The organism is Algivirga pacifica (genome assembly GCF_039543525.1).
Classification (GTDB): domain Bacteria; phylum Bacteroidota; class Bacteroidia; order Cytophagales; family Flammeovirgaceae; genus Algivirga; species Algivirga pacifica.
Genome location: NZ_BAABJX010000052.1, coordinates 39,708 through 59,311, shown reverse-complemented (window position 1 = coordinate 59,311; position 19,604 = coordinate 39,708). Strand labels below are relative to the sequence as shown.

Sequence of the window (19,604 nt, the reverse complement as noted above, 5' to 3'; positions counted from 1 at the left end):
TATTATGGAAATCCTTTGGTAGGTTATTTTTATCAATCCATAATCACATCAGCGGACGGCTGATACATTATTTTATTTAAGACGATGACACAAAAGATCAGAATCAAACTTAAGTCTTACGACCACACGTTGGTTGATAAGTCTGCCGTTAAAATCGTAGAGGCGGTTAAGAAAACAGGAGCTGTTGTTAGTGGTCCTATTCCATTGCCAACAAGAAAAGAGAAGTTTACTGTGTTGAAATCACCACACGTAAACAAGAAAGCGAGAGAGCAGTTCCAACTTTGTACTTACAAGCGTTTGGTAGATATCTTCCCTACTTCTCCAAAGACAGTAGACGCTTTGATGAAATTGGAGCTTCCTAGCGGTGTTGACGTAGAAATCAAAGTTTGATTTTATCGTTTTAGGATATATAAAAACTCCCTTGGTCGTAAGACGAAGGGAGTTTTTTTTATTCTATTGATACTGAATGAGTTTTAGATTCGATATCCTAAAGATAAGCTTCCATTAGAAATACTGGATGGATACTTATTGCTATCAGAGTTCGTAATACCATTAGTTCTCAAATACCTACTTTCAATATATAGAGAATGTTCTTTATATATTTTTCTACTTATACCAATCGTTAACCAAAAACCTAGCTCTGATCGCTTAGGTTCATAATTTGGATAATAAAGCTTTTCATCATTTTTCCAGGAATAAAGATACTCTTTATCTTTAATAGGAAATAAGATACCTGCAGTGATTCCTCCACTTGTATATAAATGAGTATTCTTAGTATTTAAAACATCGTATTGAACTCCTAAAGGTACTCTTATCCTATGAAAATTAAACAAGGCTTCATGAACAACTCTGCTACCATTACTAGTTACTGTTTCTGTGGAATAATATTTTGCAGTAAAGAACTCACCTCGAACAACAAATGATAGAAAAGGAGTTTTTCTAGGAAAATAGAGGTTCGCTTGTACAAAAGGTACCATAACCTGCTGAGGTCTATAATCTCCCTTGAAGATAAAGCCTGAGTACTCAGTCGATGAATTGAAAGAAAGTCTCTCTTGTTGATAACTTACCCCAAAAGATAAATTTATCACATTCCATGGTATATGTTCCTTATATACTTTAAAAGCCTCTCCCTGATGTTGATTATAAGCAGCTACTACTTGGACTAATGATTCCTCACTGACAATACATTTATCGATTTGCTTTTGGACCTCAGGGCAATCCTTCATCAATACCTTTAAGACTCCTCTATGTCGAATAGACTTAACTTTCTGTAGGTTGTTTACATTACTTTGAAACGTATTGAGTAAGTGATACTTTCCATCATACTTCTGAATATAAAAATCTGATTTTTGCTTATAAAGAGATGCCTCTCCCTGTACAAGTACTTCTACAAATTGATAAGTTCCCTTTACTATAGAAGAGTCTGAAAGAAAGAAACTTCCATCATTTAAGGATATTTCTTTTACACTAGACGCTTTTAATTCTTGCACTCCTTTGACTTGAGGACTCTTCAATAGACAACTATGTTCAAGCGATTGATCATCAAATTGGATTGCTCCTTTTAAAGTGTCCAAATCGATCGTAACTAGGTATCCTTCCTTATAGGTTAAACGTTGTGCATTTGTATTTAAGGCACACAGTATTGATAAAATCAATACTCCATAAAAATAATTCATCAAAAAAGTTGATTGGTTGGTTGAAAAACGATCAAAAGTAAGTGATGATAAAGAATTTTCCAATAAGTAATATTTTCAAATCCCTGCAATAACACAGTCTCAGTATCCCCTGCCACATTGTTACATAATCTTAATTTTTTTCACCATAAAATCGACAATCTTAACATATAAAGTGTCCTTTATAAAGACATGAATTCTTATAATAACTCAACTAACAGATCTACAATGAGATACCTTTTCTACCTCTTACTACTATTCAGCACGTTGAATACTTATGCCCAACAAAAACCTAAGGCCATCAAAGCTTCTACTGGGTTGAATAGTGCTGGAGGCTATGATATTGGCATAGGCTTTGAACAACTTATAGGAAAGAAATCATCGATTGCGGCTATAGTCGATTTTTTACCACATCCTAATGTCAGTATGAAGCGACTAGAACTGGCCTATCGTTTTCGATTTCATAAGAGAGATTACAGCTTAAAAGGATTTTATTTGGGACCATCTATTCATATACGCACACCGTTCTCGAAAGCCACTCATGGTGATCCCGTTAGCAACCTCAAACTTGCATCTACCATTACACAAAAACCTTCTTCAATACAGACGGGATATGGGATACAAGCTGGTTATGAATGGGTCATCAAGAAACATTTCGGTATTGAAATCTATAGTGGCATTAGTTCCTATAGCTCTGTTTATGATCCTTGGGTTTCTGTACAAGGAAGAGGAGGGATAAGTTTCGGATATGTTTTTTAACGTACCCTAGAGAACAATTTTATTAGTAAAATGACAAAAAAATCGTCCATCTATCATTTCTATAATATTCCTTATAAAAAAAGCTTTGAGTAATCTGACGAATGTAGTATTTATGTACTCAATTTGGATTCCAACCTTCCCCCTTAAATAAACCTGGAATACCCGTAGCTAATAAATGATCACGCTCGTGATCCCAACAAAAAAACGAATAACCTTTATTAAAAATGAAAAGACTAAACGCATTAATTCTCTTATCACTTGTATTTTTCGGAATGAGCTGTGATGATGACACAGATCCAACAACAGATGCACCGGTTGTATCTATTACTACTGCAGACAACCAGACGTTCACTGTAGGTGATACAATTACTGTCGAAGGTACTATTGAAGCTCCTAACGAGTTGACTGGCTATGTTGTTACTATTACGGACTCCACTGGAAACTCTACAGAAGTAGATAATGTTGGCGTAAGTGGACCTATCACTAGTGAATCTTTCGCTTATGAAATAATTACAGAATCAGCAGGTGTCTTTACTTTCACTGTAGAAGCGACAGACACAGAAGGTCTAATGAGTGTTGATTCTATTATGGTAACTGTGGAGAAAGTAGCTGTACCTGCAATGAGATATTCGCAAGTATTATTGTTTGTTCCTCTTCAAGGAGATACTTCTACTGAGACATTCTACTCTAGCAGTAGCAATGAAACATACTCAAGAGACGAAGTTGAGAACACTCCTGATCCAGTTTCTTCTACTATTGACTTTGGCTACTACTATGGCGCTACTGATAATGCTTCTATCTCAGCTCCAGTCAATTATCCTACACTATTCTCTGATCTATCTGCTTGGGGTACATTAAATGCTACAATGTTCAAATTAGTGAACGATTTTGAAGGTTTTGATGAACTAACAGAAAACGATGGAGACTTAATTGAAGCTGCTTATGTTTCTGCAGATACAGAAGCTACAGGAATCATCACCAATCTAGAAGTAGGAAACATTTTTGCTTTTATGACCGATGAAAATAAAGATGGAGGTAGTAAATATGGTCTTGTAAGAGTAACATCTATCACTGGTACCTTTAACCAAGATGATCAAATTGATATCGAGGTAATCGTTCAACAATAAGTTGCACAACTATTTTAAGGGGCAAAAAAAGGCAAGCAGTAATGCTTGCCTTTTTTTATGTTCATACCGCTACAGTTCTTTCTCTACTCTCTCAGGGCTCTCAAAACCAAATAGATCTTCCAAAGAAAGCTCCTGTACTTTTCCATACTGAGACAATACCTCAAAATCCAGCTTTTCTTTATCTCCCACAACACATAGGGTGTAGTTCTGCCCTTTCACAAATTCCTCCTGGAATGTTTTTACATCTTCCAGTGTCATATTTTGTATCGCCTCATAGACATCTTTGCGGATATCATGATTCAACCCTTTTTTCAAGGTACGCTCATAATCGAACAAAACAGAAGCTTTTGTAATACGCTTACTTTCCATCTTACTAAGCATTGATTTCTTAGCATTCTCAAAAGACTTCTCATCCAGAGGCATATCCGTTAATAACTTCTTCATACCTTTCAGTGACTCTTCGAGCTTATCAGCCTGAGTTCCCACATAAGCAAAAACATAATCTGATTTCCCTTCTTTACTCCCTTGTGCATACATACTGTATACGGAATAAGCCAAGCCTTGTGCCTCTCTCATTTCCTGGAATACAATCGATCCCATACCACCTCCAAAATACTCATTGTACAAACGAGCTACCGCTTCTCGCTTTGGTGTATACTTATCACTTTTTGCTAAAAACAGTATTTCTGCCTGTACCATATCATAGTCCGTCCAATACACCTTTGGTTCTACAGCATCTTTCATTTCAAATTTCTTCTCCTCCGGAATAGCTGTCAATGTTTCTGGAAGAGTATGCAACTCATTAAGCACTGCTATTGCTTTTGAAGAGGCTCTTGGACCATAATATAGAACTCTGTGCTCCATTTTCGTTAATCCTTGAATCATCTGTACCAAGCTGTTCGCTGCTACTTCTTGTAACTCCTGGTTACTTAGATCATTTCGCAATGGAGAGTCTGCACCATAAAGCCCGTAATTTCTTAACCCTTGCATCAGAATAGCACGTTTGTTCTTTTTCAGGTCTTCTCTCATTTTGAGTTTATTGGCTACCATCAGAGAAAGTGCTTCTTTATCTGGCTGTGCATTTGCTAACAACTCTTCAAACAAGGTCAAAGCCGGTTCCATATTTTCATCCAACCCTTGCAAATACACATATACCTGATCTGAGGATACATTCACACCAAAATCACAACCTAGTTTATAAAACTCTTTCTGTATTTGCTCAGAGGACATCTTATCCGTACCCAAAAACTTTAGGTACTCTACCGCCATACTCAATGTTGGGTTCGTATTACTTCCGACATCCAGCAGATAATATAGCTTGAAAAGATCATTTTCTTCATTTTGCTTATAGCGTACCAATACGCCCTTATTCATTTTCTCTTCTTGAATCACCTTATCATAAGCCAAAAATACTGGCTCCAGCTTCTTGCTTTGAAGGGTATCCAATACCTGGGAAAAAGTAGAAGTGACCCCACGATTTAGGTCTACTTTAGTAATTTCTGGCTTTTCAATTTTACGAGCATTAGGATCTTCCCCTACTCGTTTATAAATCACTGAATAGTTTTTTGCATACTGTGCATTAGCAAAGGCTACCAACTCTTCCTTGGTAATGGTACGCATTTCCTCTAAATCATTGACATAATCCTTCCATGGAATATCATTAGTAAAGGCACTTACAAACATACTCGCACGAGCTGAATTTGATTCGAATTGCTGTATTTGTGACTTTTTAAAATCATTAATGACCGCATCAATTAACCAATCTTCAAATGCTCCTTGTTTTAGTAACTCAATCTGTCCCAACAATAAATCTCTTGCTTCTTCCAGTGTTTGTCCTTCCTTAGGAGTTGCATAGAATGAATGTACAGTATAGTCATTCATAATCATCGGGTAGCAACCTGCACTTACTACTTCTTGCTTCTGCTTAAGGTTCAGGTCAATCAATCCTGCTTTAGAGTTTGATAAAATCATGTCACACAACTTCATTTTCAAGAAATCCCTGGAGTTGCTGGCTTCTCCCGGAAAACGAAAGTTCACTGTAACATTAGCTGCATCAGGGCCGAACACTTCTCGTTCAACGACTTCTTTTATAGGTGCTTCTTCCTGATAGGTATACTCTTCTAGCGGTTTAGCTTCCCAATTGCCAAAGTATTTCTCAATCAGATCAATTGTTTGGTCAGGATCTAAATCTCCACTCAAACAAATGGCTACATTATTCGGACGATAATATTGATCAAAATATTTTCTAATTTCAGTAATGGAAGGATTCTTCAAGTGATCAATAGTTCCAATCACTGTTTGCTGTCCATATTTATGGGTCGGAAACATGGTCTCTAATGTAGCAGCATACACTTTCCACCCATCAGCATCCAAGGAGCGGTTCTTCTCTTCATATACGGCCTCCAGCTCTGTATGGAATAAGCGGTTAACGATCATACTGAAACGTTCTCCTTCTATTTTCAACCATTTTTCTAAGGAAGTAGAAGGAATATCGTTTATATATACTGTACGATCTGTAGTGGTATAGGCATTTGTTCCTGTAGCTCCAATACCAGAAACCATCTTATCGTATTCATTGGCAATCGCTAGCTTGGATGCTTGATTAGATACTTCATCAATCAAGGTATAATATTCCTTCCGCTCTTTAGGATCTTCCAATGTACGATAGTGCTCAAACATACGTTCGATACTATCTAACAAGACTTTTTCCTCTGCATAGTTCATGGTCCCGAATTCATCAGTTCCCTTGAACATCATATGTTCCAAATAGTGCGCTAGTCCTGTAGCCTCTACTGGATCATACTTCCCTCCTGCCTTTACGGCAATATAGGTCTGTATTCTAGGAGCATCTTTATAAACACTCATATACACTTTAAGCCCATTCTTAAGGGTATAGATTTTTGCTTTTAGGGGATCTCCTTCTACTTGTTGATAGTCATACTTATAGTTTTCTGAAAGTTGAAAAGGGGTAGAAACATTACAAGCAGTCAATAAGATTGGTAAAGCAAGGGCGCCCAAAAAAGTGTTTTTCAGGCGTAACGAGAGTAACTTCATACGTAATTAAAAGTAAGGTTATTAAAAATTGACACAAATCAATATAAGATCTTTTCAAGAAAATTTTGACGTATTTTCAAGCGATCTACAATAGATCATTAATTTTATACCAACAAGGATTGAAATTTATCAAAGATTAACACCCATTTTCAATTACATCTCCCTCATTATTCTCCTAAGACCTATTATATTGCGTTCGCTGTCAAAAATTATTAAATACTTATACTAATTTGTAAATTTGCATATTAGGGCATTTGAGGAAAGACGCTCAGGTGCATTTACTTTTTGTCAATTTGTCATACCGAATAAATATGCTGGATATTATCACCAAGGCAGTTTCCAAAATCTTCGGAACCAAGTCTGAACGGGACTTGAAGGAGATCGTGCCAATCGTAGAGAAGATAAAAGAAGAATATAGCAAGCTAACAGACCTCTCAGATGATGCCCTAAGGGGTAAAACAGAGGAGTTTATTGCACACATTGAAAAAGAGTTGAGTGATATCGACGCTAAGATCAATGCTGCTACAGAAAAGACAGAATCTGCTGACGTCAACGTTAATGAGAAGGACGAGCTATTCCGCGAAATCGATAGCCTGAAAGAAGAGCGTAACGAGCGTTTAGAGGAAGTATTGAATGACTTACTTCCAAAAGCCTTTGCTGTAGTAAAGGAAACTGCAAGACGTTTGACAGAAAATAAGCAGCTGGTTGTAAGCGCTTCTCTATACGACGAGCAAATGGCTGCTAAAAAACCTAACGTAACGATCGAGGATGGCAAAGCGATCTGGAGTAATAAATGGTTAGCTGCAGGTGCTGAAGTGGAGTGGAATATGGTACACTACGACGTACAGCTTGTAGGGGGTATTGTATTACACCAAGGTAAAATTGCCGAGATGATGACGGGTGAAGGTAAGACTTTGGTGTCTACCCTTCCAGCTTACTTGAATGCCCTGGCTAAAAGAGGAGTTCACTTGGTGACTGTCAACGACTACCTGGCGATTCGTGACTCCGAATGGAATGCACCATTATTCGAGTTCCATAAGCTGTCGGTAGACTGTATTGACAAACACCAACCACATTCTCCTCAGCGTATCGCTGCCTATAATTCTGATATCACTTACGGTACCAACAACGAGTTTGGTTTTGATTACCTTCGTGATAATATGGCACGTAGCAAAGATGAATTGGTACAAAGACGTCACCACTTTGCCATGGTTGATGAGGTTGACTCCGTGTTGATTGATGATGCCCGTACACCATTGATTATCTCTGGTCCTGTAGCCAATGGCGATCGCCATGAGTTTCTACAACTGAAGCCTATGGTAGCTCAGTTGGTAGAAAACCAGAAGCGCTTAGTACAAAACTTCCTGGTAGAAGCTAAAAAGCATATCAAGGCCGGTGAAAATAAAGAAGGTGGACTAGCTTTACTAAGAGCACACCGTGCCCTTCCTGAATACAAGCCTTTGATCAAGTTCTTGAGTGAGCCTGGTATGAAACAGCTCCTTCAGAAAACAGAGGGATACTATATGGCAGACAACAACCGTCTAATGCCTGAGGCAGATAAGCCGTTGTTGTTCCATATTGAGAAAAAACAAAACTCCGTAGATCTTACGGAAAAAGGTTTGGGAGCTATCACTGGTAACCTAGACTCCAACTTCTTTGTCCTTCCTGATATCGGTACAGCCCTAGATAAAATTGAGCACAGTACTGAACTGAATGACGAAGAAAAAATTGAGGAAAAAGATAAGTTGATCGCTGATTTCGAGATCAAGACACAACGTATCCACTCCGTACAGCAGTTACTTAAAGCTTACACCCTATTTGAGAAGGATGTAGATTACATTGTCAACGAAGGCAAAGTAATGATCGTTGACGAGCAAACTGGTCGTGTGATGGATGGTCGTCGTTATTCTGATGGTCTACACCAGGCCCTAGAAGCTAAAGAGAATGTAAAAATCGAAGCGGCTACACAAACCTATGCTACGGTTACCCTTCAGAACTACTTCCGTATGTACCACAAGTTGAGTGGTATGACTGGTACGGCCGAGACTGAAGCGGGTGAACTTTGGGAGATCTACAAACTAGATGTAGTAACTATCCCTACTAACCGTCCTATTCAGCGGGATGATAGACAAGATAAAGTTTATAAAACGGTAAGGGAGAAATTCAATGCGGTAGCAGAAGAGGTTCAGAATATGGTAGAGCAAGGAAGACCTGTACTGGTCGGTACCACTTCTGTAGAGAACTCTGAATTATTGAGCCGTCTATTGAAAATGAAAGGTATTCCTCACGAGGTACTGAATGCCAAGCAGCACGCTAGAGAGGCTGAGATTGTTGCGATGGCTGGTAGACCTAGAGCCGTAACTATTGCTACCAACATGGCCGGTCGTGGTACGGATATCAAGCTTTCTAAGGAAGTAAAAGATGCCGGAGGTTTAGCGATTATTGGTACAGAGCGTCACGAATCAAGACGTGTTGACCGACAGCTGAGAGGTCGTGCCGGTCGTCAGGGTGATCCTGGTAGCTCACAGTTCTACGTTTCTTTGCAAGACAACCTAATGCGTATGTTCGGTTCTGACCGTATCGCTAAAGTAATGGACCGTCTTGGACTGGAAGAAGGTGAGGTAATCCAGCACTCCATGGTAACCAATGCCGTAGAAAGAGCTCAGAAGAAAGTAGAGGAAAATAACTTTGGTATTCGTAAGCGTTTGTTGGAGTATGACAACGTAATGAACGAGCAAAGAAAGCGTATTTACCGTAGAAGAAAGAATGCCCTATTTGGCGATCGTCTTTCGGTAGATATTATGGACAACTTCTATAACACTTGTCAATTTATTGCAGAAGCCAATATGGGGAACTATGATGGCTTTAAGCTAGATGCATTGAGAGCTTTCTCTGTACACACAAAAATCACAGAGGAAGAGTTCAACAAGATGAGTGATGATAAACTGACCGTTGCCCTTTACAAGGAAGCACTTGAGAAATACAAGACCAAGAACAAGAACCTGATCGACAAAGTAATGCCTGTATTGCAAAAAGTACAGGAAGAGCGAGGAGCTATTGTTCAAAATGTAGCAATTCCTGTAACAGACGGTAAGCAAATGATGCAAGTGAATGTCAATCTAGAAAAAGCAATTGAGACAGAAGGACAGGAGCTTGTAAAAACGTTGGAGCAAAACATTACGCTAGCCGTTATTGACCAAGAATGGAAAGAGCATCTTCGTGAAATGGATGACCTTAAGCAACAGGTACAAAATGCGGTACACGAGCAAAAAGATCCACTATTGATCTATAAGTTTGAAGCATTTGAGTTGTTTAAAGGGTTCATTCAGCAAGTAAATGAGGATTGTATCTCATTCTTGAGTAAAGCGAATGTAGCAGTACAGGAAAGGCCTCCTATGCCTGTAAGCAATCCTACTCCTGCAGCTGCTCCCAAAGTAACTGCTGAAAAAGAGGAAGTGCATTCTGCTCTGGAAAGCCGCCCTTCTCCAGAAAGCCAGCAGGCTAATGCTCCTCAGCAAAAGGAAGTAACGAAGCCTATTCACTCTGAAAAGGTTTATGGTAGAAATGATCGCGTGACAGTAAAATATACTGATGGTTCTGTGAAAGAAAACGTAAAGTTCAAAAGTGTTGAGCAAGACGTTAAAGATCAGAAATGTGTGATCGTTAGCTAATATTGATTGTAAATAAGCTAAAGAGGATGGTGCCATTAAGTATCATCCTCTTGCTTTCATCCCTTATAAAACATGAAAAAGTATCTATTATTCCTCAGTATCATTGCGGTTGTTTCTGCCTGTAAGAGCAGTCAAAGCACTACTGCAGGCACAAGTGCTAAGGGAGACTTCAATGATATTCTCAATGAAGACCTAAGTGTATATCGACCTGCTCTTACCCTGGAAGATACTTTAACGTTGGATATCGAAAACTTTAGCAGCAGTAGTGTAACTCCTGAAGGAGATATTCGAGACTCCCTACAGCACAAGCTTTCCTTGATGAAAGAAAGACGCAATGGTGTAGTTGACGGATACAGTATTCAAGTATATTCTGGTATCAGTCGCAGTAAGGCACAACAAGCTGTAGGTAGACTTTATAACATACAAGAGTTTGGTTCTCCTACCTTAGATTATGAGCAACCAAACTACAAGGTAAAAGTAGGAGAGTATACTTCTAAGTTGGCCGCTTATGGTGCTCATAAGCAACTCAGAAAAGTATTTCCAACAGCACTGATCGTCAGCGATAAGATTTATCTAAAACGAGCAGATATGGAAACTCCCACAGACTCTACACAGCAAAATATGGAAGAAGAGCGATATTAAGAGCTTGTTTAGAACCACATCTTTTGGAATAAAACTCTTCTAATTTTCACTGAAAAAGTCCTGATTATCTCCCAATAAAACCACTATTAGGAGATAATCAGGACTTTTTCAGTTAATTTATAGAAGCTTTATTCTCAAAATCCGGATTCCAAACAAGCTCTAAGCTCTAATTATCGCTCTTTTTTTTATTGGCTCGTATCGTCTTTGCGACTTCCATCCATGTCTCCTGATCCACCTCATCCAGCTGATTAAACTCTCCCGCACCTTTCAACCATTCTCCTCCATCAATGGTGATCACTTCCCCATTAACGTAAGAAGAAAAGGGAGACATTAAATAAGCAGCAAGATTTGCCAACTCCTGATGATCGCCTACTCTCTTTAATGGAATACGTTCTTTAGGATCAAACAGATGTTGAATGTTTTCAGGAAATAGTCGATCCCAAGCTCCTTTAGTAGGAAAAGGTCCTGGTGCAATCGCATTGGAACGAATTCCATACTTTGCCCACTCCACTGCCAAGGATCTGGTAAGTGCCAATACTCCCGCCTTAGCACAGGCAGAAGGAACTACATACCCTGAGCCTGTCCAAGAATAGGTCGTTACAATATTCAATATAGTCCCTTCAATTTTTTCTTTAATCCAATACTTGCCCATTGCCAAAGTGAAATTATAGGACCCCTGCAAAACAATTCCTACTACTACATCAAATGCTTTGTGTGATAAAGCTTCTGTAGGACTTATAAAATTCCCTGCAGCATTGTTCACCAAACCATCGATACGCCCCCACTGTTGGTGTACATTTTCAATCAGGGATTCTACTTGTGTATAATCCCTCACATCACACGTCAAGGGTAAAACTTCTCCCCCTGTTTCTTTGGTTAACTCTTCCGCTGTCGCATTCAGTACTTCTTCTCTACGGCTACAAATCACTACTTTGGCGCCCAGTGTTAAAAAATACTTTGCCATGGACTTCCCTAGTCCTGTACCTCCACCAGTTACAAGAATCGTTTTAGATTTTAGAGCATTGTCTCTAAGCATTGGTTCTGTGTGCATCATTAGATTGTATAGTTTATTGGTTTTATATATTGGTGTAAAAAGGAGTATAACTTTTCAAAATAGAGAAAGGAGAAAGGATGAAGGATATAACACCCCTTTCTCCTTTCTCCTTTCTCCTTTCTCCTTTCTCCTTCAACGTACGTCGTTGAATACTAATGTTTCGCAGACAAAATCTGCTTATATTTATTCATATCATTCAAGACATCAATCGCCTCCTTAATAGTTGTATCATCATCAAAAGAAGCCTCTATCTCACCATTCTGTAAATAATATCGCTTCACGATCTCTTCTTCCAATACTTCTTTCAATTCCTCCTGAAACTTATATAAGTCACTTTCTTTACTGCGATAGATTTTTGTTTCCAGGGTTTCGATTTCAGACTTAATATCCGAGTAATACTTATCATCTTTGGCACTACTGATTAGGTTTTCCAAAGCTTGCTCTACGGTGTTCTTATAGTCGTAATCCTTATCCTTTAACCATTTCACAAAAGCCTCAAAATCAGTATCCGTTAAATTGAATGTTTTTGCTGAAGCAATCTCAGGATTTTGATGGTGATAAATTGTAGCATAGTCGAAGATTAAATTTTTACGCAATAGGCTACGAGTAATTTGAGCATAATTAAAGTTTTTCACTTCAATATCTGGTTTTACTCCTCCTCCATCGTATACGGTACGGCCATTTTTCGTTTTAAATGCTGTTCGTAAAGAATCCGGAACTTCCTCTGCTTTCCCATTCTCATCTCTATGGCTATAATCAATAGCCTGAATACAGCGTCCACTAGGAATGTAATACTTAGCTACGGTTACTTTCAGTTTAGAGTTATACTCCAATGTACGTGTAGCCTGTACCAGTCCTTTTCCAAACGAACGTTGACCTACCAAAACTCCTCTATCATAATCCTGAATTACTCCTGAAACAATTTCAGCCGCAGAGGCACTGTTTCCACTAATCAATACTGCAACAGGAATATCAATATCTACAGGGTCATTCATTCCCCTATGTGAGCGATTCCAATCTTCAATTTTTCCTTTAGTAGTAACGATCTCATGTCCTTTAGGTAAGAATATATTGGAAATCTTAATCGCTTCACTTAATAAACCTCCCGGATTTCCTCTTAAATCAAGGATAATCTTTTCAGCTCCCTGACCTTTTAAGTCGACTAAGGCATCTGATACTTCTTTACTGGCTTTTCTCGTAAAATCAGAAAGCTTAATCATACCTATATTATCGGTCACCATTCCATAATAAGGCACATTCTTCAAATGGATATTTTCTCTTTCGATGGTCACTTCCAATGGAGAAGGTTGTCCGTAACGATTAATGGTCAGCTTAACCTCTGTACCTGCTTGCCCTTTGAGAAGCTTACTGATTTCCTCTGCATTCTTCTCTGTAATGCTGATATTATCTACCTTAACAATCTCATCCCCAATACGTAAGCCTGCCTTAAATGCAGCAAACCCCTCATTAGGCATCAGTACTGTCACCTTCCCATTGCGATTCCCTACCACAACACCCAGACCTCCATATTCCCCGGTAGTCATCGTTCTATAATCCTCGATCTTATCCTCTGGAATATAATTAGTATACGGGTCTAAGGTGTTAAGCATAGCTTCGATACCTACATTCATCATTTGTGTAGGACTCACCTCATCTACATAATAGGTGTTGACTTCTTGAAAGAGCTTCGCAAAGATTTTCATATTCTTTGCAATCTCGAAATATTTATCGTTCGTAGGAACAGTCGTAAAGGAGAGTAAAACAAGGCCTAAGAAGGCAGCTCCAAAAATTATCTTTAGTCTTCGTCTCTGCATAATCTGAAAGTGTTAGTATTCGATGAATAGGGTTTCAAAAAGAAGGTTAACAATAATTTACAACTTTTATGCAAATGGGCAAAAAAATCCCACCTTCAGTGATAAGAATATCACAAGAGCTTTTCGCTTTTAAAACAACGATTCAAATACTTAATTGTATTTTAACTAGAAAGTTTAAGAAAACAAAGAAGAGGAGGGGTGTTCTTGTTCATCCATTATACCACATAAGTTTATTAAACTTTGCTTATCCATGGCATCAAACGGAGAAGAGGGGGGAAAGGGGTTGTGTACTAACCCTTGCCTGAGGCAAAGGCCTACATTACGTTAACTAAACGTAAAATTGATTTTCACAAACAGAATCTAATTGATAATTAAAAATTAGCAACTGCTCACTGTTCACTACTCACTGCTCACTGTTCACTGCTCACTGCTAATCGCTTCAATGCTTTACGCATACCACGATCCAACAGTGCATAAGGCTCTTTCTTTTTGCCTACATACAGAAAGCCAATCGCAGAAAAATCTTGGGCGCTATCACCTAACAGATTTTTTTGCAAGCGATATGCTTCTCGTATCTGCCTTTTGAGACGGTTACGATCCACAGCATGTTTAAAATTACGCTTGGATACAGAAATTAATACTTGGGGGGAGTCTACCTCTGGATTAGAGGCAGCGGGAAGGTAGAATACCTTATAGGGGTATAAAAAAGTAGAGGAGCCTTTTTCGAAAAGCTCCCTTATGAGTTTCTGACTCTTAAGTTTTTCCTTTTTAGGAAAAGTATATCTTATATTGGAAGAATGTTCCATCAGATTGCGCCGTCAACTCAAACGCAGGAAGCATATAAATTATGCTCCTGCCTTTGCGTTTCTTCTTTCTACTTTTGCGATAACGTTCTTAGCCTTGTGGATCTGACCGTTATTGTAGTTAAGCGTCTCTTGATTTGTCAAGATCTTCTTTGCAACTCTCTTTTTCATTTCTTTATGAGTTTATATGCCCTCAAAAATTATTTTCCTTTTCTTTCAGAAGAAACAGTCAATTTCTTTCTGCCTTTCTTTCTTCTAGCTGCCAAAACAGATCTGCCACCTACAGAAGACATTCTAGCCTTGAAACCGTGCTTGTTTCTTCTCTTTCTATTCGAAGGTTGAAATGTTCTTTTCATTGTTAACTATATTTAAATTCGGCTTGCAAAGGTAAGAATCTTTCCCAAAAGATCCAACCTTTTCTTCCTGATATCAAAATAATTACTTCATAATCATGGGTAGTATCACACTATCCATCTCCTCTCCTGCAAAAGGATTTCGCAAAAATAACACTTTTCTTAAAAGTTTACAGCAAAAAAAGAGCAAAAGATAAAAAAGAGCTAAATTCCTTGTAGAAGGGTGTATATTTGTATGTTAAAACCACAGATAATTAATTCGATAAGCTATGTTAAGACTACCAGCCGAGTGGGAAATGCAAGATGTCATACAACTTACATTGCCACATGAAGAAACCGATTGGAATGACATGCTGGAAGAAGCGCAAGCCTGCTTCCGGGAAATTGCACAACAAATCAGTCGACATCAAAAGCTATTGTTGGTTTGCCATAACATTAACAATGTAAAACAATGGCTTTACGGCCTCAAAGGAGACAATGTCTTTTTTGCAGAAATTCCTTCCAACGACACCTGGGCTAGAGATCATGGGGGTATTACCATCTACCAAGATGAAAAACCCCTCATTCTAGATTTCACTTTTAATGGGTGGGGACTCAAGTTTGCTTCTGCTCTGGATAATGAAATCACATTAAAACTAGAGAAAGCTGGCTTCTTTGGAAACACCCCCGTAGAAACCACTGGGTATGTACTGGAAGGAGGTTCCATAGAATCTGATGGGCAAGGTACTATTATGACCACCACTGCCTGTCTTCTGTCTTATCATAGAAACCCATCCCTTAATCAACAGCAAATTGAGGAAAAGCTAAAAGAGTGGTTTGGTGCATCCCGTATTCTATGGGTAACAGAAGGAGAGTTAGAAGGAGATGATACCGATGCCCACATTGATACATTGGCCCGTTTTTGTTCCCCTTCACGTATTGCTTATGTAAGCTGCGAAGATCCCGAGGACCCTCATTATTCCTCCCTCAAGAAAATGGAGGAAGAGCTTAAAGCTTTTCGACAGGCAGATGGTAGCCCTTATGAGCTGTTTCCTCTTCCTATGGCTACTCCTCAATTTGACCCTGAAGATGGACATCGCCTACCGGCAACTTATGCTAATTTCTTAATTATGAACGAAGCAATCCTACTTCCTACTTATGGAGATGAAATACGGGATCAACAGGCTCTAGAAATAATGCAAAAAGCTTGTCCAGCACATCGCATTATAGGTATCAATTGTAATGCCCTAATCAAGCAACACGGCTCTTTGCACTGCGTTACCATGCAATATCCCGCAGGGAGCTTTCTTTAGAATATACATTTATTAACAATAAACCTTGGTTTTCAATGAATTAATCAGAGAATGCCAAGGTTTTTTTATTCCGGATAATATACATGAAAATGTGAAAACTTTACTTGATAAAAACCAAATCGGCACAGTTTGTGTAAAGCAAACAGTAAATGTTTATTAACCAGATATAAAGGAGAAATCCCCGAAGATTAACATTTGAAAAAAATTCTATAAATATTAGGGAAATTCATTGAACTTTTTCAATAAATTTTACGAAATTTAAAACGCAGCGAACATCAACAATGACTCATTCTTGGAGACCCCATAGAATGATGAATATTCTAACATCTAATACAAGAATCGTGAGGAACCCTCTTGCGAATTCCATTTTTCAAGTTTAGTGCAATTGTTACTCCCCATAACGCCAAAGGAAAGAATGAATTCAGTACTACTAGCCGAAGCAAAATCCATAGACGCCGCTTATATGGATCTAATGCTTAAAAGAAGCGGTTGGCTTGTTGATCTTATTAGAGACGAAGCATCCTTAGAAGAAAAACTTCACAGCAACCCATACAAGGTGGTCATTTTAGATGACGACACTTTAGGAGAAGACCTTACTGAGGCTGTGAAAGCAATTCGTCAGTTTGAGCAAGCAAATAATCAAACGATTACTATTATTGGAACGACTTCTTATTCATTAAGAGGCCAAAAGAAAAAACTTCTTGGTTGTGGAATCGACCACTGTTTAAGCAAACCTATTTACAAGAATGACTTGAACAGTATTTTAGAAACAGTTGTAGAAGAACTAGTGACTGTTCAATAAATAAAAATGCCATTGCAATAAATAAAACTGCAATGGCATTTTTTTGTATTGAAGCGGTACCTTATACTGCATCAGTTTCTACGCTTCTATCAATCTTCATAATCAGTCCTTTCAAGACTTTTCCTGGACCACACTCTGTAAACTTCGTAGCGCCATCGGCTACCATGTTTTGCACTGACTGTGTCCATCGTACAGGAGCAGTAAGTTGTGCAATCAAGTTCGCCTTGATTTCCTCAGGATCTGTATGAGGTTTTGCATCTACATTTTGATATACCGGGCAAATTGGGGTATTGAAGGTAGTGGCTGCAATCGCCTTTGCCAATTCCTCTCTTGCAGGCTCCATTAATGGTGAATGGAATGCTCCACCTACTGGAAGGGGCAATGCTCTTTTTGCGCCAGCTTCTTTAGCTAAAACACAAGCATGCTCAATCGCTTCATTGGCACCTGAGATCACCAGCTGCCCTGGACAGTTATAGTTTGCTGCTACCACAACACCATTGGCTTTTTCACAAACTTCTTCCACTTGCTCATCAGACAATCCCAATACAGCTGCCATAGTCGAAGGGTTTTGTTCGCAAGCCTTCTGCATGGCCATCGCTCGTTGAGCTACCAAACGCAACGCATCTTCAAAGTTCAAGGTTTTATTCGCTACCAAAGCGGAGAATTCGCCCAAAGAGTGCCCTGCTACCATATCTGGTTTCAACTCCTCTGTAGTCAAAGCCAAAGCCACTGAATGTAAAAAGATGGCTGGTTGTGTCACTTTGGTTTCCTTCAGCTCTTCTTTAGTGCCTTCAAACATGATGCGCTTAATATCAAATCCTAGAATATCATTGGCTGCATCAAATAGTTCACGAGCTTTCTCCGATCCCTCATACAACTCTTTTCCCATACCAGGAAACTGGGAACCTTGTCCCGGAAATACATAAGCGTTCATAAAAATATTTTATTTTTTTTCGTAAAAAGTAAAACGATTTGCAGGACAAATATAACAATCCCCCCTTCCTTCTTCACACTCTGAAAAGGATATTTACAAGATAATCCAGCAACATAGCCCTACACCTATTGAATAGAAAAATACTCATTCACTATTCTATAATACTACAAGGGTAAGTTATTACTTTACCTCTTGTTTATCGGTTATGGGTTATCGGTTAAAAGTATAATACATTCCCCACAACAACTAAACATTATGAACGAGTAAAGCTCAACCTAAACAACATGAACAAGAATGCCTGTCGACTATGTTCTATCTCATGGTTTCCCATATAATTGTTTATATATTCTTAAGGTTGACTACCTTTGCAGTTCAGAAAATAGTAATACGATATGAAAATCAAGAAAGCCTCTTTTGTCATGAGCAATACGGATTACCGTAAATGCCCGACACCCAATCTTCCTGAATATGCCTTTATTGGACGATCCAACGTAGGTAAATCGTCACTGATCAATGCCCTTACCAATAAGAAAGGACTTGCAATGACTTCCTCTACACCAGGCAAAACACAATTGATTAATCATTTTCTCATTAATGAAAATTGGTATTTAGTCGATTTGCCAGGATATGGATTTGCGCGAGTAAGTAAGACTGAAAAAGAAAATTTCCAGAAAATCATCTACTCTTATCTAGAAAAAAGAGAGAACCTGCTTTGCACTTTTGTGTTGGTGGACATACGTCATGCTCCTCAAAAAATTGATCTGGAGTTTATGCAATGGCTGGGAGAACATGGAGTACCTTTCTCTATTATCTTCACAAAAGCTGATAAGTTGAAAAAAGGGGCAGACGACAAAGCGGTGGAAACCTATAAAGAAGAATTCTTGAAAACATGGGAAGAAATGCCTCCATATTTCGTAACATCATCGAGCAAAAAAGAAGGATTAGAAGATCTACTTTCATTCATTCATGAGATCAATCAGGAATTCCGTCAATCTTAATTGATTTTTTTCCAATTGATTACCAAAAGGATACAAAAAAAAATAAGGTTTTCACGTTTTTTTCTTTGTAAATAAAAATCTTACTTATAATTTTGCACAGCTAAATCGGAAGCCTATCGGGTTTTTTACCTCATCTGCTTTCGTTATGTTATTCCTCAGTAGCTCAGTTGGTTAGAGCATCTGACTGTTAATCAGAGGGTCGTTGGTTCGAGTCCAACCTGGGGAGCAAAAGCTCCTTAAATAACATATTCCTCAGTAGCTCAGTTGGTTAGAGCATCTGACTGTTAATCAGAGGGTCGTTGGTTCGAGTCCAACCTGAGGAGCTTAAGCTTTTAAAATAACATTACTTTCCTCAGTAGCTCAGCTGGTTAGAGCATCTGACTGTTAATCAGAGGGTCGTTGGTTCGAGTCCAACCTGGGGAGCAAAGCTTTTAAACATAATATTATATTCCTCAGTAGCTCAGTTGGTTAGAGCATCTGACTGTTAATCAGAGGGTCGTTGGTTCGAGTCCAACCTGAGGAGCTTAAGCTTTTCAATATAATATTATATTCCTCAGTAGCTCAGCTGGTTAGAGCATCTGACTGTTAATCAGAGGGTCGTTGGTTCGAGTCCAACCTGAGGAGCAAA

At 38.6% G+C, this 19,604-nt stretch carries 16 protein-coding genes and 5 tRNA genes; 13 read left to right on the top strand and 8 right to left on the bottom strand.

What is annotated here, in order from left to right; all coding sequences use genetic code 11:
- Positions 1 to 84 precede the first annotated feature (84 nt).
- Positions 85 to 390, top strand: coding sequence for a 30S ribosomal protein S10 (gene rpsJ, locus ABD985_RS16570; RefSeq protein WP_345373666.1), 306 nt, complete (start codon positions 85 to 87; stop codon positions 388 to 390).
- Positions 391 to 473: 83 nt separating this feature from the next.
- Here the strand turns inward: rpsJ and ABD985_RS16565 are convergent, their stop codons facing one another.
- Positions 474 to 1,739, bottom strand: coding sequence for a hypothetical protein (locus tag ABD985_RS16565; RefSeq protein WP_345373665.1), 1,266 nt, complete (start codon positions 1,737 to 1,739; stop codon positions 474 to 476).
- A gap of 162 nt (positions 1,740 to 1,901) precedes the next feature.
- On the opposite strand from ABD985_RS16565, the gene ABD985_RS16560 reads away from it, so the two are divergent.
- Complete coding sequence (locus ABD985_RS16560; RefSeq protein WP_345373664.1) at positions 1,902 to 2,432, top strand: DUF3575 domain-containing protein; 531 nt, start codon at positions 1,902 to 1,904, stop codon at positions 2,430 to 2,432.
- Positions 2,433 to 2,656: 224 nt separating this feature from the next.
- Positions 2,657 to 3,559, top strand: coding sequence for a hypothetical protein (locus ABD985_RS16555; RefSeq protein WP_345373662.1), 903 nt, complete (start codon positions 2,657 to 2,659; stop codon positions 3,557 to 3,559).
- A gap of 69 nt (positions 3,560 to 3,628) precedes the next feature.
- On the opposite strand, the gene ABD985_RS16550 is transcribed toward ABD985_RS16555, so the two are convergent.
- Positions 3,629 to 6,613 (bottom strand): M16 family metallopeptidase, encoded by a 2,985-nt coding sequence (locus tag ABD985_RS16550; protein ID WP_345373660.1) that lies wholly within the window; start codon positions 6,611 to 6,613, stop codon positions 3,629 to 3,631.
- 311 nt (positions 6,614 to 6,924) lie between these two features.
- Here ABD985_RS16550 and secA point away from each other — a divergent pair, with 311 nt between their 5' ends.
- Both secA and ABD985_RS16540 read left to right on the top strand, forming a co-directional pair.
- The gene (gene secA / locus ABD985_RS16545; RefSeq protein ID WP_345373659.1) at positions 6,925 to 10,284 is read left to right on the top strand and encodes a preprotein translocase subunit SecA; all 3,360 of its coding nucleotides are present in this window, start codon (positions 6,925 to 6,927) and stop codon (positions 10,282 to 10,284) included.
- A gap of 72 nt (positions 10,285 to 10,356) precedes the next feature.
- The gene (locus tag ABD985_RS16540; RefSeq protein ID WP_345373657.1) at positions 10,357 to 10,926 is read left to right on the top strand and encodes a lipoprotein; all 570 of its coding nucleotides are present in this window, start codon (positions 10,357 to 10,359) and stop codon (positions 10,924 to 10,926) included.
- A gap of 166 nt (positions 10,927 to 11,092) precedes the next feature.
- On the opposite strand, the gene ABD985_RS16535 is transcribed toward ABD985_RS16540, so the two are convergent.
- The 5 genes from ABD985_RS16535 to rpmH all read right to left on the bottom strand — a co-directional run bounded on the left by ABD985_RS16535 (position 11,093) and on the right by rpmH (position 14,953).
- Entirely contained in the window at positions 11,093 to 11,980 is an 888-nt protein-coding gene (locus ABD985_RS16535) for an SDR family oxidoreductase (RefSeq protein ID WP_345373655.1), read from the bottom strand.
- A 152-nt stretch (positions 11,981 to 12,132) separates the two neighbouring features.
- Positions 12,133 to 13,794, bottom strand: a complete 1,662-nt coding sequence (locus ABD985_RS16530; RefSeq protein ID WP_345373653.1) for a S41 family peptidase — start codon at positions 13,792 to 13,794, stop codon at positions 12,133 to 12,135.
- Between the two features lie 410 nt (positions 13,795 to 14,204).
- Positions 14,205 to 14,600: a ribonuclease P protein component gene (rnpA, locus tag ABD985_RS16525; protein WP_345373651.1), complete on the bottom strand. Its 396-nt coding sequence runs from the start codon at positions 14,598 to 14,600 to the stop codon at positions 14,205 to 14,207.
- A gap of 39 nt (positions 14,601 to 14,639) precedes the next feature.
- Positions 14,640 to 14,768, bottom strand: a complete 129-nt coding sequence (locus ABD985_RS16520) for a hypothetical protein (RefSeq protein ID WP_345373649.1) — start codon at positions 14,766 to 14,768, stop codon at positions 14,640 to 14,642.
- Positions 14,769 to 14,797: 29 nt separating this feature from the next.
- Complete coding sequence (rpmH, locus tag ABD985_RS16515; RefSeq protein WP_345373647.1) at positions 14,798 to 14,953, bottom strand: 50S ribosomal protein L34; 156 nt, start codon at positions 14,951 to 14,953, stop codon at positions 14,798 to 14,800.
- 266 nt (positions 14,954 to 15,219) lie between these two features.
- On the opposite strand from rpmH, the gene ABD985_RS16510 reads away from it, so the two are divergent.
- Both ABD985_RS16510 and ABD985_RS16505 read left to right on the top strand, forming a co-directional pair.
- On the top strand, positions 15,220 to 16,242 hold the full coding sequence (locus ABD985_RS16510) for an agmatine deiminase family protein (protein WP_345373644.1): 1,023 nt from the start codon (positions 15,220 to 15,222) through the stop codon (positions 16,240 to 16,242).
- A 415-nt stretch (positions 16,243 to 16,657) separates the two neighbouring features.
- Positions 16,658 to 17,044: a response regulator gene (locus tag ABD985_RS16505; RefSeq protein ID WP_345373642.1), complete on the top strand. Its 387-nt coding sequence runs from the start codon at positions 16,658 to 16,660 to the stop codon at positions 17,042 to 17,044.
- A 61-nt stretch (positions 17,045 to 17,105) separates the two neighbouring features.
- Here ABD985_RS16505 and fabD read toward each other — a convergent pair whose 3' ends face one another.
- On the bottom strand, positions 17,106 to 17,978 hold the full coding sequence (gene fabD / locus ABD985_RS16500) for an ACP S-malonyltransferase (protein WP_345373640.1): 873 nt from the start codon (positions 17,976 to 17,978) through the stop codon (positions 17,106 to 17,108).
- Positions 17,979 to 18,370: 392 nt separating this feature from the next.
- Here fabD and yihA point away from each other — a divergent pair, with 392 nt between their 5' ends.
- The 6 genes from yihA (at position 18,371) to ABD985_RS16470 (ending at position 19,600) form a co-directional block, all read left to right on the top strand.
- Positions 18,371 to 18,976, top strand: a complete 606-nt coding sequence (gene yihA, locus ABD985_RS16495) for a ribosome biogenesis GTP-binding protein YihA/YsxC (RefSeq protein ID WP_345373638.1) — start codon at positions 18,371 to 18,373, stop codon at positions 18,974 to 18,976.
- Between the two features lie 152 nt (positions 18,977 to 19,128).
- Positions 19,129 to 19,202, top strand: a tRNA-Asn gene (locus ABD985_RS16490).
- A 23-nt stretch (positions 19,203 to 19,225) separates the two neighbouring features.
- Positions 19,226 to 19,299, top strand: a tRNA-Asn gene (locus ABD985_RS16485).
- 26 nt (positions 19,300 to 19,325) lie between these two features.
- Positions 19,326 to 19,399 (top strand) — tRNA-Asn (locus ABD985_RS16480).
- A gap of 26 nt (positions 19,400 to 19,425) precedes the next feature.
- Positions 19,426 to 19,499, top strand: a tRNA-Asn gene (locus tag ABD985_RS16475).
- 27 nt (positions 19,500 to 19,526) lie between these two features.
- Positions 19,527 to 19,600, top strand: a tRNA-Asn gene (locus tag ABD985_RS16470).
- Positions 19,601 to 19,604 lie beyond the last annotated feature (4 nt).